The organism is Chromobacterium indicum (genome assembly GCF_039708975.1).
Lineage (GTDB): Bacteria > Pseudomonadota > Gammaproteobacteria > Burkholderiales > Chromobacteriaceae > Chromobacterium > Chromobacterium piscinae.
Window position 1 is genome coordinate 173,263 of sequence record NZ_JAYFSJ010000006.1, and the last position, 13,137, is coordinate 186,399.

12 protein-coding genes are annotated in these 13,137 nt (G+C 64.1%); 11 read left to right on the forward strand and 1 reads right to left on the reverse strand.

What is annotated here, in order from left to right:
• The first annotated feature begins 70 nt into the window (after window positions 1–70).
• From recA to VA599_RS10230, 6 genes are all read left to right on the forward strand, one after another.
• Window positions 71–1,123 carry a recombinase RecA gene (gene recA, locus VA599_RS10205; RefSeq protein ID WP_346788474.1) on the forward strand — a complete coding sequence of 351 codons (1,053 nt, stop codon included), beginning with the start codon at window positions 71–73 and terminating at the stop codon, window positions 1,121–1,123.
• Window positions 1,123–1,581: a recombination regulator RecX gene (recX, locus tag VA599_RS10210; RefSeq protein ID WP_346788475.1), complete on the forward strand. Its 459-nt coding sequence runs from the start codon at window positions 1,123–1,125 to the stop codon at window positions 1,579–1,581. Before recA ends, recX begins: the two co-directional genes overlap by 1 nt.
• 3 nt (window positions 1,582–1,584) lie before the next feature.
• Entirely contained in the window at window positions 1,585–2,043 is a 459-nt protein-coding gene (locus VA599_RS10215) for an SRPBCC family protein (protein ID WP_346788476.1), read from the forward strand.
• A 63-nt stretch (window positions 2,044–2,106) separates the two neighbouring features.
• Window positions 2,107–4,998 carry an alanine--tRNA ligase gene (gene alaS / locus VA599_RS10220; protein WP_346788477.1) on the forward strand — a complete coding sequence of 964 codons (2,892 nt, stop codon included), beginning with the start codon at window positions 2,107–2,109 and terminating at the stop codon, window positions 4,996–4,998.
• A 111-nt stretch (window positions 4,999–5,109) separates the two neighbouring features.
• Window positions 5,110–5,595: a GNAT family N-acetyltransferase gene (locus VA599_RS10225; RefSeq protein ID WP_021476351.1), complete on the forward strand. Its 486-nt coding sequence runs from the start codon at window positions 5,110–5,112 to the stop codon at window positions 5,593–5,595.
• Between the two features lie 213 nt (window positions 5,596–5,808).
• A complete protein-coding gene (locus tag VA599_RS10230) occupies window positions 5,809–6,555 on the forward strand; it encodes a substrate-binding periplasmic protein (RefSeq protein ID WP_346788478.1) in 747 nt (248 codons plus the stop codon).
• Between the two features lie 160 nt (window positions 6,556–6,715).
• On the opposite strand, the gene VA599_RS10235 is transcribed toward VA599_RS10230, so the two are convergent.
• Window positions 6,716–7,483: a sulfite exporter TauE/SafE family protein gene (locus tag VA599_RS10235; RefSeq protein ID WP_346788479.1), complete on the reverse strand. Its 768-nt coding sequence runs from the start codon at window positions 7,481–7,483 to the stop codon at window positions 6,716–6,718.
• 349 nt (window positions 7,484–7,832) lie between these two features.
• Here VA599_RS10235 and VA599_RS10240 point away from each other — a divergent pair, with 349 nt between their 5' ends.
• The 5 genes from VA599_RS10240 to kdpC all read left to right on the forward strand — a co-directional run bounded on the left by VA599_RS10240 (window position 7,833) and on the right by kdpC (window position 13,134).
• Window positions 7,833–8,021 (forward strand): hypothetical protein, encoded by a 189-nt coding sequence (locus tag VA599_RS10240; RefSeq protein WP_011135152.1) that lies wholly within the window; start codon window positions 7,833–7,835, stop codon window positions 8,019–8,021.
• Between the two features lie 409 nt (window positions 8,022–8,430).
• The gene (gene kdpF, locus VA599_RS10245; protein WP_021476355.1) at window positions 8,431–8,520 is read left to right on the forward strand and encodes a K(+)-transporting ATPase subunit F; all 90 of its coding nucleotides are present in this window, start codon (window positions 8,431–8,433) and stop codon (window positions 8,518–8,520) included.
• 2 nt (window positions 8,521–8,522) lie between these two features.
• The gene (gene kdpA, locus VA599_RS10250) at window positions 8,523–10,331 is read left to right on the forward strand and encodes a potassium-transporting ATPase subunit KdpA (protein WP_031296121.1); all 1,809 of its coding nucleotides are present in this window, start codon (window positions 8,523–8,525) and stop codon (window positions 10,329–10,331) included.
• Window positions 10,332–10,355: 24 nt separating this feature from the next.
• Window positions 10,356–12,470: a potassium-transporting ATPase subunit KdpB gene (kdpB, locus tag VA599_RS10255; protein ID WP_021476357.1), complete on the forward strand. Its 2,115-nt coding sequence runs from the start codon at window positions 10,356–10,358 to the stop codon at window positions 12,468–12,470.
• Window positions 12,471–12,555: 85 nt separating this feature from the next.
• Window positions 12,556–13,134, forward strand: a complete 579-nt coding sequence (gene kdpC / locus VA599_RS10260; protein WP_021476358.1) for a potassium-transporting ATPase subunit KdpC — start codon at window positions 12,556–12,558, stop codon at window positions 13,132–13,134.
• Window positions 13,135–13,137: the final 3 nt, after the last annotated feature.

Genomic DNA, 13,137 nt, shown 5'->3' on the forward strand with positions numbered 1-13,137 from the left:
GCTGTTGGCCCAGCTTTTTTCTGCGATAATCGCCCCCATCATTGGTCCGACCTACCCCATTGGAGACAGCATGGCTTCCGAAGACAAGAGCAAGGCGCTGGCCGCGGCCCTTTCCCAGATTGAAAAACAGTTTGGCAAGGGTTCGATCATGCGCATGAGCGACAACCAGATCAACGAAAACCTGCAGGTGGTCTCCACCGGCTCGCTGACCCTGGACCTGGCGCTGGGCGTCGGCGGCCTGCCGCGCGGCCGCGTGGTGGAAATCTACGGCCCGGAGTCGTCCGGCAAGACCACCCTGTGTCTGCAAGCCGTGGCCGAGATGCAAAAATTGGGCGGCACCTGCGCCTACATCGACGCGGAAAACGCGCTGGACCCGCAATATGCGCAAAAGCTGGGCGTCAAGGTCGACGACCTGCTGATCTCGCAGCCGGACACCGGCGAGCAGGCGCTGGAAATCTGCGACATGCTGGTGCGCTCCAGCGGCGTCGATCTGATCGTGATCGACTCGGTGGCCGCGCTGGTGCCGAAGGCTGAAATCGAAGGCGAGATGGGCGACAGCCACGTCGGCCTGCAAGCCCGCCTGATGAGCCAGGCGCTGCGCAAGCTGACCGGCAACATCAAGCGCACCAACACCCTGGTGATCTTCATCAACCAGATCCGCATGAAGATCGGCGTGATGTTCGGCAACCCGGAAACCACCACCGGCGGCAACGCGCTGAAGTTCTACGCCTCCGTGCGCCTGGACATCCGCCGCACCGGCGGCATCAAGAAGGGCGAGGAAGTGATCGGCAACGACACCCGCGTCAAAGTGGTGAAGAACAAGGTATCCCCGCCGTTCCGCCAGGCCGATTTCGAAATCCTGTACGGCGAAGGCATCTCCCGCCAGGGCGAAATCATCGAGCTGGGCGTCAAGCACGGCTTCGTCGACAAGTCCGGCGCCTGGTACGCCTACAACGGCCAGAAGATCGGCCAAGGCAAGGACAACACCCGCGAATGGCTGAAGTCCAACCCGGCCATCGCCGAGGAGATCGAGCGCAAGATCCGCGAAGCGGTGGGCATCAAGATCGAGATCAATGAAGCCCAGGGCGACGAAGAGTTCGCCGACGACGCCTTCGACGCCTGATGGCGGCGACAGGCAAAAGCCTGAAGGCGCGGGCCGCCGAACTATTGTCCCGCCGGGAGTACACCCGGCAGGAACTGGTTCGGCGGCTCGCGCCTTTTGCCGACAGCGAGGACGAGTTGAACGCGGCGCTGGACGAGCTGGCCGCCGCCGACTGGCAGTCTGACGACCGCTTCGCCCGCCAGTTCGCCAGCAGCAAAGGCGCCAAGTTCGGCAGCCGCCGCCTCGCGCAGGAAATGCGCCAGCGCGGGGTGGACAGCGAAACCATACGCGAGGCGCTGTCCGGCCAGGACGACCTCGCCAGCGCGCGCGAGCAGTGGCGCAAGAAATTCGGCCGGCTGCCGGCCGACGCGGCGGAAAAAGCCAAGCAATACCGTTTCCTGGCGCAACGCGGCTTTCCCGCCGACGTGATCCGCCAGGTATTGGCGGGCGGCGCAGACGACGACTTCTACGAGGACTGAGCCATGGCAACGCGCAGCATCGCCACCGAAATCGACATCGCCGCCAGCCCGGAGCGGGTGTGGCAGGTGCTGACCGACTGGCGGCGCTACCCGGAATGGAACCCGTTCATCGTCGGCCTGCATGGCCGCCACGAAGCCGGCGCCCGGCTGGTGACGACTCTCCATCCGCCAGGCGGACGCCGCCTGACTTTCCGTCCGCGGCTGAGCGAATTCTCCGCCGGCAGCCTGATGGCCTGGCGCGACAAATTGCTCGTTGCCGGCCTATTGGACGGCGAGCACCGCTTCCGGCTGGAAGCGCTGGATGGCGGCGGCACCCGCCTGCATCACGTCGAGGATTTCTCCGGCCTCTTGCTGCCGCTGATCGGCGACGGACTGCTGGAGCGCGCCCGCCAGGGCTTCCTGCAGATGAACCAGGCGTTGAAGCGGCGCTGCGAAGCGCTTGCCAGCCAGGCCCCGGCTTGACACAATCGATGGATTCGTCCTGGCACGGCGCCCGGACCAGATTTTGAAAATTGACCGAAAATCATGAAAACTTCTGAAATTCGCAAGAAATTCCTGGATTTCTTCGCCTCCAAAGGCCACCAGGTAGTTCCCTCCAGCAGCCTGATCCCCGGCAACGACCCGACGCTGATGTTCACCGTCGCCGGCATGGTGCAGTTCAAGGACGTGTTCCTGGGCTTCGAGAAGCGCGATTACACCCGCGCCACCACCAGCCAGAAATGCCTGCGCGCGGGCGGCAAGCACAACGACCTGGAAAACGTCGGCTACACCGCGCGCCACCACACCTTCTTCGAAATGCTGGGCAACTTCAGCTTCGGCGACTACTTCAAACGCGACGCCATCACCTTCGCCTGGGAATTCCTCACCGGCGAACAATGGCTGGCGCTGCCGAAGGACAAGCTGATGGTGACGGTGTACGCCACCGACGACGAAGCCTACGACATCTGGCACAAGACCGTCGGCGTGCCGGCCGACAAGATCGTCCGCATCGGCGACAACAAGGGCGCGCCGTACGCGTCCGACAACTTCTGGACCATGGGCGACACCGGCCCCTGCGGCCCGTGCACCGAGATCTTCTTCGACCACGGCCCGTCCGTCGCCGGCGGCCCTCCGGGCAGCCCGGACGAAGACGGCGACCGCTTCATGGAGATCTGGAACAACGTCTTCATGCAGTTCAACCGCGACGACGCCGGCACGCTGCACCCGCTGCCGAAGCCGTCGGTCGACACCGGCATGGGCCTGGAGCGCTTGTCCACCGTGCTGCAGCACGTGAAGTCCAACTACGAGACCGACGCGCTGGCCTGTCTGGTGCGCGCCGCCGCCCGCGAAACCGGCGTGGCCTACAGCCAGGACGTGCCGTCGCTGAAAGTGATCGCCGACCACATCCGCGCCTGCTCCTTCATGGTGGCCGACGGCATCCTGCCGTCCAACGAGGGCCGCGGCTACGTGTTGCGCCGCATCGCCCGCCGCGCAATCCGCCACGGCTACAAGCTGGGCCAGAAGGGCCTGTTCTTCCACAAGATCGTCGCCGACCTGGTGGCCGAGATGGGCGAAGCCTATCCGGACCTGCGCGAGAAGCAGGCGCATATCGAAGACGCCATCCGCGCCGAGGAAATCAAGTTCGCCGAAACGCTGGATAGCGGCATGCGAATTCTTGAAGACACGATTGCACGCCTTGCTTTCTTTAAGCTCGTACGTGAGAACAACTGGAGATTCACATCCTCAGGCTCAACCATTGGCGGCAAACATACTGCCTTCGGATCTTTTGTTACCAGCACGTCAGGCTCAACACATCACGTATCTGTTTTTAGTTTTACTGACGACGACAATGAAGCCAGAAAAACGTACTCCGAACATAAGGGTGAATTTAATTACCTTGTTGAAGGCAGTCGCACCCTTGCAGATGTAGCTTTTGATGGAACGATCAAAATCGCCTCAGAAACGCTGGACGGCGACACCATCTTCAAGCTGTACGACACCTTCGGTTTCCCGGTGGACCTGACCGCCGACATCTGCCGCGAACGCGGCATCCACGCCGACCTCGAAGGCTTCGAGCGCGCGATGGAGGCTCAGCGCGAGCGCGGCCGCGCCGGCTCCAACTTCAAGATGAGCGGCAAGATCGCCTACGACGGCGACGACACCCGCTTCCACGGCTATGACAAGTCCAGCGTCGACGCCAAGGTTCTGGCGTTGTACAAAGGCACCGAGGCTGTAGACAGCCTGTCCGCCGGCGACGAAGGCATCGTGGTCCTCGACCACACCGCGTTCTACGCAGAAGGCGGCGGCCAGGTGGGCGACGTCGGCGAAATTTCCGCCGCCGGCGGCATCGCCGCGCTGTTCGACGTGGCCGACACCCAGAAAATCCAGGGCGCAGCCTTCGGCCACAAGGGCAAGCTCGCCCGCGGCGAGCTGAAAGTGGGCGACGCTGTCACCGCCACCATCGACCTGCACCAGCGCCAGGCCAGCGCCCGCAACCACTCCGCCACCCACCTGCTGCACGCGGCACTGCGCCACGTGCTGGGCAGCCATGTGGCGCAAAAGGGTTCGCTGGTCAACCCGGAACGTACCCGCTTCGACTTCGCCCACGGCGAAGCCGTCAGCGCCGAGCAAATCGCCGAGCTGGAACGCGTGGTCAACCATGTGATCGCCGCCAACTACGAGGTCAAGGCCGAGCTGATGAGCATGGAAGACGCGCAGAAGTCCGGCGCGATGATGCTGTTCGGCGAGAAATACGGCGACGAAGTCCGCGTGCTGACCATGGGCGACTTCTCCGCCGAACTGTGCGGCGGCACCCACGTCAAGCGCACCGGCGACATCGGCCTGTTCAAGATCGTGGCCGAGGGCGGCGTAGCCGCCGGCGTGCGCCGGATCGAAGCCGTCACCGGCGAAGGCGCGCTGGCTCATATCCAGGCGCAAGACGCCTTGATCAAGGAAGCCGCCGGCGCGCTGAAGGCACAGACCAGCGACGAAGTGCTGGCCAAGATCACCGCGCTGCAGGACAACGCCAAGGCGCTGGAGAAGGAACTGGCCAAGCTGAAGGGCCAGCTGGCCTCCTCCGCCGGCGACAGCCTGTCCGAGGCCGCTGCCGACGTGAACGGCGTCAAGGTGCTGGCGGCCGAGCTCCCTGGCGCCGACAACACCGCGCTGCGCGAGACGCTGGACAAGCTGAAGGACAAGCTCGGCACCGCCGCCATCGTGCTGGCCGCCAAGGGCGACGGCAAGGTGGCGCTGGTGGCCGGTGTCACCGCCGACCTGACCGGCAAGCTCAAAGCCGGCGAGCTGGTCAACTTCGTCGCCCAGCAAGTGGGCGGCAAGGGCGGCGGCCGTCCCGACATGGCCCAGGCCGGCGGCACCCAGCCGGAGAACCTGGACGCCGCGCTGAAAGGCGTGCAAGGCTGGGTGGCCGGCAAGCTGTAAGCCATCCCCTGTTGCGCAGAACAAACGGCCGCATGGATTCCATGTGGCCGTTTTTCATATGTTCATAATTTCTGGTTACACTCGACAGCGGCCCATCCTCAGGAACACGCCATGAGCGATACCGCATTTCGCCTTGCCGGCTGGGACGATCTTCCCGCCATCCGCCTGCTGTTGCAGCAAGCCTTCACTCCCTTGCAAGAGATATTGCCCAGCCGCCCCACCGCACTGGACGAAACCATAGGCAGTCTGACCGGACACCTGGCCAGCGGCAGCCAGATTTTCGTCGCCGAGCGACAAGGGCTGCCCGTCTCCTGCCTGCTGGTGCTGCCGCCCGACGACGGCTGCGCCGAAGTCAAACGCGTCTGCACCCACCCCGATTGGCAAGGCCATGGCCTGGGGTCGGCGCTGATGAGCCACGCGGAGCGGCAACTCAGCCTGCAAGGCGTGCAAAGGGTGAAACTGTCCACTCGCCGCCGGCTGCCCGACAACCTGCGCTTCTACCAGCGGCTGGGCTACAGCCAGAGCGCGACCCAGCCTTACCCGGCCGGCATCGACGACGAGCGCATCGAACTGAGCAAGACGCTGGCGGCAGCCTGAGCATCTTGTAATAGTCACAACTATCCAAACCAACAAAATCTGTAAGTTTGTTTCAAATCAAAGCGCATGAAATCATAAATTACTAATATAACCATGCTTCTTATGGCTTCTCCTTTGTTGTTTGCTTTGATGCCCCGGTACCCCCGGGGCTCTTTTTTTGTCCGCCGCGCTTATAGTGGGAAATGAAAACATGCTGCCGCACCGGAGACATCCATGCGCGTCGCCGTCATCGCCCTGCTCTGCCAATTGCTGGCCCTGTCCGCCCGCGCGGAAGCGCCGCCTCCCGAGCTGCTCGCCCTGACCGAATCCCTGCCCCCTCTCAGCTATGAGGAGGGAGGCGAACACAAAGGCTTTTCCAACGAGTTGCTGCAGATGATGCTGCGCGACAGCGGCCTGCGCGCCGTGATTGAAGTCAAGCCGTGGAGCCGGGCGCTGAGGGAGGCTCAGCAAACGCCCAATACCCTGCTCTATCTGACGGTCAGGACGCCGGAACGCGAGGCATGGTTCAAATGGATAGGCCCGGCGCTGCCGCTGCCGATCGAGGTATTCCGGCTGGCCGGACCGCATGCGCCGCCGCCATCGCCAGACGAAATCCGGCGAGCCAAGATCGCGGTGGCTCGCGACACGCCGGGAGAGAAGATACTGGAGGAAAAGGGCCTCGCCGCCAGCGACACCCTGGTGCTGACCAACGACGAGGCCCAGTCCGCCAGACTGCTGTACGCGCGCCGCGTGCAATTCAGCGCCGGCGTCGGCCTGTTTCAGCGCTACGCCGCGCGCCAGCAAGGGCAAAATCCGGAACAGCTGGAGCCGGTGCTGGTGCTGGACGACCGCACCCGCTTCTATTTCGCGTTGCAAAAAGACAGCAAGCCGGAATACGTCGCCCGGTTGCAGGCGGCGCTGGACAGGATCAAGCAGGATGGCCGCTACGCCGCGCTGTTGAAGCGTTACAACCATCCATAGGAAATAAGCGGAAGGAAACGCGGCGCAGGATCGGGCCTCCCCAAACGACGCCACCGCGGACAAAAGCCCCAAGCCAAGGCGCGCCGCGGCCCAGGCAGAAAAAACCATCGGGCACAGGGGCGCAACGTGGGGTCGGGGCTTTTGTCAGCGGCGCAAAAAGCTACAAAACCAGCTTGCCGCCCGCCAGCGCCAACATCACCGCCAGCGCCGGCCGCAGCCAGTGGTCAGACAGGCGGCCGGCCAAGCGGCTGCCCAGCCAGATGCCCGGCAAGGAACCGCTGAGCAGCTTCAACAGCAGCACCCAGTCCAGGTGGCCCATGCCGGCGTGACCTAGGCCAGCCACCAGCGTCAGCGGCACCGCGTGGGCGATCTCGGTGCCGACCAGCCTCGTGGTGGGCAGCGCCGGATACAGCATGAACAGCGCCAAAGTGCCCAGCGCCCCGGCGCCGATCGAGCTCAGCGTCACCAGCACGCCCAGCACGCCCCCGACCAGCGCCGTCGGCCACCAGCGGCCATCGGCGCCCAGCTTGGCCGCATGATGGCCTCCGACCTTCAGCAGCCAGGGCTTGAACAGGATGGCGAAGGCCGTCAGCAGCAGCGCCAGTCCCAGCACGAAGCGGAACAGCGCGTCCATCACCTGGGCCGGCACGTGCAGCCAGGACAGCAGGCCAAGCGTCAGCAAGGCAGCCGGCACGCTGCCCAGCGACAGATGCCAGGTGATGCGCCAATCGATGTGGCGCTGCTTGTGATGAACCACCACGCCGCCGGCCTTGGTCACCGCGGCGTACAGCAGGTCGGTGCCGACGGCGGTTGCCGGCGAAATGCCGAACCACAGCAGGATGGGCGTCATCAGCGAGCCGCCGCCCACCCCGGTCAAGCCGACGATGAAACCGACGGCCAATCCCGCCACCGTATATCCCAAATCCATGGGAGCCCCCATTCATGCTGCAAGATGTCGTTGATCCTACGCGCTTTGCTTATAACAATTTAGACCTATTAGCTACAACTTTATGATCAACAACACTAACCCATGCTTCCATGCAGGTTTCATCGCAGCGTCAAGCCGGCGTAACACGGCTCGACTATGTTTCGATATGAACAAAACGACAAGGAACGCCACAACCCCTTCCCGATTTACACCCAAGTGCTTTACAAACCAGGCAAATCGAGTCAACTTGATACTGTCAGGGCGCAGCCTGACCGCTTGCGACACCCAATAGCACGCCAGCCGCCAGGCCCCCCTGAGAAGCCCACGTTTCGAGATCGAAAGGTGCAGGATGATTTCTCGTATCCCCCTGAGCGTTCGCAGAAAACAAGCCCGTGACCAACATGAAAGCTTTCTCTACGCAGTAGCCAAGCCCCAGCTGAGCGACGAGGAACGATCCCGCCAACAGAAGGTTCGCCAGCGCGCGCACGACCGCGATGACGCCCGCTTCCTGGCAGATCGCTGCGACGATCTGTTCTGAACTCTCCGCCCGGGGCCGCTGGCCCCCTGCAGCCTTTCCCCGCCCAAGGCTGAGCGTCTCCTGTTTTTCTTTACATCTCCCTCTCCCGCCCTAACGGCCCGTTGATGCCCGACGGACAAAGCCTTCAAACTCGCCGACATCCCGGCTCTCCAGCTAAAGAAAATACCAAAAAATAGCCAAACCGCTAATTAATCAATCAAAAAATTGCCAATAAAGATAATTTTTATATTTTCTTTATGTCCATTGGCGCGCTTTTATCATGTTTTTGACGCCGGTTTGATTACCTTCCACATCGCACATTACGTATGGAGATTTTCGTTATGGATCTGCTCTACCTGGGCCTCATCGCGCTGTTCGGCGCGCTGACTTGGCTCTTGATCGCAGCCTGCGACCGTTTGGGAGGCAAGCAATGACTGCCTGGTATCTGATCAGCGCCTTGCTGGCGCTGGGACTGTTCGTCTACCTGATCTACGCATTGGTCAAACCGGAGAATTTCTAATCATGAGCACACCCGCCATGCTGCAACTGGGCTTGTTCCTGGTTGTGCTGATCGCGCTGGCCTGGCCGCTGGGCGCTTACATGACGCGCGTCATGCAGGGGGAAAATGTCGGGCCGGTCCGCTTCTTCGCGCCGCTGGAGCGCGCGTTCTACCGCCTGGCCGGCATCAAGCAGGATGAAGAGATGGGCTGGCGCGGCTACGCGGTGGCGCTGATCCTGTTCAACGTGCTGGGCGTCGTCGCCGTCTACGCGCTGCAACGGCTGCAGGGCATGCTGCCGTTCAATCCGCAGGCGATGGCCGCGGTATCGCCGGACTCCTCGTTCAACACCGCCGTTTCCTTCGTCACCAACACCAACTGGCAAGGCTACGGCGGCGAAACCACGATGAGCTACCTGACCCAGATGCTGGGACTGACGGTGCAAAACTTCGTGTCCGCAGCCACCGGCGCCGCGGTGGTGATCGCGCTGATCCGCGGCTTCGCCCGCCACAGCAGCGCCAAGATCGGCAACTTCTGGGTGGACATCACCCGGATGACGCTGTACGTGCTGCTGCCGCTGGCCGTGGTATTCGCGCTGGTTTTCACCCAGCAGGGCGCCATCCAGAACCTGTCCGCCTACAAGGACGTTCATACCGTCGAAACCGTCAAATACCAGCAGCCCAAGCAGGACGCCAAGGGCAACCCGGTGCTGGGCAAGGACGGCAAGCCGGTGATGGAGGACAAGACCAGCCAGACGCAGACGCTGCCGATGGGCCCGGTGGCCTCGCAGGAAGCGATCAAGATGCTGGGCACCAACGGCGGCGGCTTCTTCAACGCCAACTCCGCCCACCCGTATGAAAACCCGACGCCGCTGGCCAACTTCCTGCAGGACATCGCGATCTTCCTGATCCCGGCCGCGCTGTGCTTCCTGTTCGGCCGCATGGTCGGCGACCGCCGCCAGGGCTGGGCCATCCTCGCCGCGATGACCATCATGTTCGCCACCGCGGTGGTGGTGGAAACCAGCGCCGAGCAAGCCGGCGTGCCGCAGTACAGCTCGCTGGGCATAGACCAGCGCGCCAGCGCGTTGCAGTCCGGCGGCAATATGGAAGGCAAGGAAGCCCGCTTCGGCATCATCGACACCTCGCTGTTCGTCGCCGTGACCACCTCCGCTTCTTGCGGCGCGGTCAACGCGATGCATGATTCCCTGACGCCGATCGGCGGCCTGGTGCCGATGTTCCTGATGCAGCTGGGCGAAGTGGTGTTCGGCGGCGTCGGCTCCGGCCTGTACGGCATGCTGATCTTCGCCATCCTGGCGGTGTTCATCGCCGGCCTGATGGTGGGCCGCACGCCGGAGTACCTGGGCAAGAAGATCGAAACCTACGAGATGAAGATGACCGCGATCACCATCCTGGTGACGCCGACCCTGGTGCTGGCGCTGACCGCGATCGCCGTCAGCCTGGCCGCGGGCAAAGCCGGCATCGCCAATCCGGCCGCGCACGGCTTCAGCGAGATCCTGTATGCCTTCACCTCCGCCGCCAACAACAATGGCAGCGCCTTCGCCGGCCTGTCCGCCAACACGCCGTTCTACAACATCATGACCGGCCTCGCGATGTTCTTCGGCCGCTTCTTCATGATCGTGCCCATCCTGGCCATCGCCGGCTCGCTGGCCGCCAAGAAGCGCCTGGCCGTCACCGGCGGCACCCTGCCTACCCACGGCCCGCTGTTCGTGACGCTGTTGATCGGCACCGTGCTGCTGGTGGGCGCCCTCAATTATGTTCCGGCCCTGGCGCTGGGCCCGGTGGTCGAGCACCTGCAAATGCTCGCCGCCCGCTAAGCGCGTCAGTCAAGGAAACTCGATATGAACGACCATAATCATTCCAAGCAGCTGGCGGCCCCCGCCGCCAGCCACAAGAGCGCGAGCAAGTCGCTGCTCGATCCGGCGCTGATGAAGCCGGCCATCGTCGACTCGTTCAGGAAGCTGTCGCCGCGCACCCAGTGGCGCAATCCGGTGATGTTCGTGGTGTACGCGGGCAGCATCCTGACCACCGCGCTATGGATCCAGTCGCTGGGCGGCCATGGCGAGGCCCCGTCCGGCTTCATCCTGGCCGTGGCGCTGTGGCTGTGGTTCACCGTGCTGTTCGCCAACTTCGCCGAGGCGCTGGCCGAGGGCCGCAGCAAGGCCCAGGCCGCCAGCCTGCGCTCCGCCAAGAAGAATGTGGTGGCCAAGAAGCTGGCCGGCGGCAATCATGGCGCCGCCAAGAGCATCGTCGACGGCACATCCCTGCGCAAGGGCGACTACGTGCTGGTGGAAGCCGGCGACGTGATCCCGGTGGACGGCGACGTGATCGAAGGCGTGGCCTCGGTGGACGAGTCGGCCATCACCGGCGAATCGGCGCCGGTGATCCGCGAGTCAGGTGGCGACTTCTCCTCGGTCACCGGCGGCACCCGCGTGCTGTCCGACTGGATCGTGGTGAAGATCACCGCCAATCCGGGCGAAACCTTCCTCGACCGCATGATCGCGATGGTGGAAGGCGCCAAGCGCCAGAAGACGCCGAACGAGATCGCGCTGACCATTCTGCTGGTGGCGCTGACCATCGTGTTCCTGATCGTCACCGTGACGCTGCTGCCGTTTTCGCTGTTCAGCGTGGACGCGGCCAAGGCCGGCACGCCGATCAGCATCACCACCCTGGTGGCGCTGCTGGTCTGCCTGATTCCGACCACCATCGGCGGCCTGCTGTCGGCCATCGGCGTGGCCGGCATGAGCCGCATGATGGGCGCCAATGTGATCGCCACCTCCGGCCGCGCCGTTGAGGCCGCCGGCGACGTGGACGTGCTGCTACTGGACAAGACCGGCACCATCACGTTGGGCAACCGCCAGGCATCGGCCTTCATCCCGGCGCCGGGCGTGTCCGAGAAAGACCTGGCCGACGCCGCCCAACTGGCCTCCCTGGCCGACGAAACGCCGGAAGGCCGCAGCGTGGTGGTGCTGGCCAAGCAGAAGTTCAACCTGCGCGAACGCCAGCTGGCCAGCCATGAAGCCGTGTTCATCCCGTTCACCGCGCAAACCCGGATGTCCGGCATCGACTACGACGGCCGCCAGATCCGCAAGGGCGCCATCGACGCCATCCGCCGCCACATCGCGGAACAAAGCGGCCAGTTCCCGGACGCGCTGGCGAAAAGCGCCGAGGACGTGGCCCGCCGCGGCTCCACCCCGCTGTTGGTGGCCGAAGGCAACCGCGCGCTGGGCGTGATCGAGCTGAAGGACATCGTCAAGGGCGGCATCAAGGAGCGTTTCGCCGAGCTGCGCCAGATGGGCATCAAGACGGTGATGATCACCGGCGACAACCCGCTGACCGCCGCCGCCATCGCCGCCGAGGCCGGCGTGGACGACTACCTGGCCGAGGCCACGCCGGAAGCCAAGCTCAAGCTGATCCGCAGCCATCAGGCCGAAGGCAAGCTGGTGGCGATGACCGGCGACGGCACCAACGACGCCCCGGCGCTGGCCCAGGCCGATGTGGCGGTGGCGATGAACACCGGCACCCAGGCGGCCAAGGAAGCCGGCAATATGGTGGATCTGGACTCCAATCCCACCAAGCTGATCGAGATCGTCGAAATCGGCAAGCAGATGCTGATGACGCGGGGCTCCCTGACCACCTTCTCCATCGCCAACGACGTGGCCAAGTACTTCGCCATCATCCCGGCGGCGTTCGCCAGCACCTACCCGCAGTTGAACGCGCTGAACGTGATGGGCCTGAACAGCCCGGCCTCGGCCATCATGTCGGCGGTGATCTTCAACGCCGTCATTATCGTGGCGCTGATTCCGCTGGCGCTGAAAGGCGTGAAATACCATGCCCGAAGCGCGGCCGAGCTGCTGCGCGGCAACCTGCTGGTCTACGGCCTGGGCGGCCTCTTGGTGCCCTTCGCCGGCATCAAGCTGATCGACATGCTGCTGGGCGCGATGGGCCTGGTGTAAGCGGCGGCCGCGGTTCCCGGCATGCCGGGAACCCGGCGATGCGGAGCGCGGCGCGCTCCGCGCCAATAGAATGGAAAGGATTATCATGAAAGTCATTCGTCCCCTGCTGGTGATCTTCGGCGGCCTGTCGCTGATCACCGGCCTCGCCTACCCGCTCGTCACCACCGGCATCGCCCAGGCGGCGTTCCCGTCGCAGGCCAACGGCAGCCTGATCGAGAAAGACGGCAAGGTGGTGGGCTCGCGGCTGATTGGCCAGAGCTTCACCGGCGAGCAATACTTCTGGGGCCGCCCGTCGGCCACCAGCCCGATGCCGTACAACGCCGGCAGTTCCGGCGGCTCCAACCTGGGCCCGACCAATCCGGCGCAGCTGGCCGCGGTGAAAGGCAATGTGGAAGCCATCCGCAAGGCGCACCCGACCCAGACCGGCCCGGTGCCGGTGGACTTGGTGACCGCGTCGGCCAGCGGCCTGGACCCGGAAATCTCGCTGGCCTCCGCCTATTACCAGGTTGACCGCGTGGCCGCCGCGCGTAAACTGCCGGCAGACGCGGTGCGCAAGCTGGTCGACGGCCGCGTCGTCGGCGAAACCTTCGGCTTGCTGGGCGAGCCGCGCGTCAACGTGCTGGAGCTGAATCTGGCGCTGGACGAACTCTCCAAGAAAGCTTAAACC

Coding starts and splice junctions, on each gene's coding strand:
- VA599_RS10240 (WP_011135152.1), top strand. CDS start 7,833: ATGATTTCTCGTATCCCCCTGAGCGTTCGCAGAAAACAAGCCCGTGAC.
- recA (WP_346788474.1), top strand. CDS start 71: ATGGCTTCCGAAGACAAGAGCAAGGCGCTGGCCGCGGCCCTTTCCCAG.
- VA599_RS10215 (WP_346788476.1), top strand. CDS start 1,585: ATGGCAACGCGCAGCATCGCCACCGAAATCGACATCGCCGCCAGCCCG.
- kdpA (WP_031296121.1), top strand. CDS start 8,523: ATGAGCACACCCGCCATGCTGCAACTGGGCTTGTTCCTGGTTGTGCTG.
- VA599_RS10225 (WP_021476351.1), top strand. CDS start 5,110: ATGAGCGATACCGCATTTCGCCTTGCCGGCTGGGACGATCTTCCCGCC.
- VA599_RS10230 (WP_346788478.1), top strand. CDS start 5,809: ATGCGCGTCGCCGTCATCGCCCTGCTCTGCCAATTGCTGGCCCTGTCC.
- recX (WP_346788475.1), top strand. CDS start 1,123: ATGGCGGCGACAGGCAAAAGCCTGAAGGCGCGGGCCGCCGAACTATTG.
- kdpC (WP_021476358.1), top strand. CDS start 12,556: ATGAAAGTCATTCGTCCCCTGCTGGTGATCTTCGGCGGCCTGTCGCTG.
- kdpF (WP_021476355.1), top strand. CDS start 8,431: ATGACTGCCTGGTATCTGATCAGCGCCTTGCTGGCGCTGGGACTGTTC.
- VA599_RS10235 (WP_346788479.1), bottom strand. CDS start 7,483: ATGGATTTGGGATATACGGTGGCGGGATTGGCCGTCGGTTTCATCGTC.
- alaS (WP_346788477.1), top strand. CDS start 2,107: ATGAAAACTTCTGAAATTCGCAAGAAATTCCTGGATTTCTTCGCCTCC.
- kdpB (WP_021476357.1), top strand. CDS start 10,356: ATGAACGACCATAATCATTCCAAGCAGCTGGCGGCCCCCGCCGCCAGC.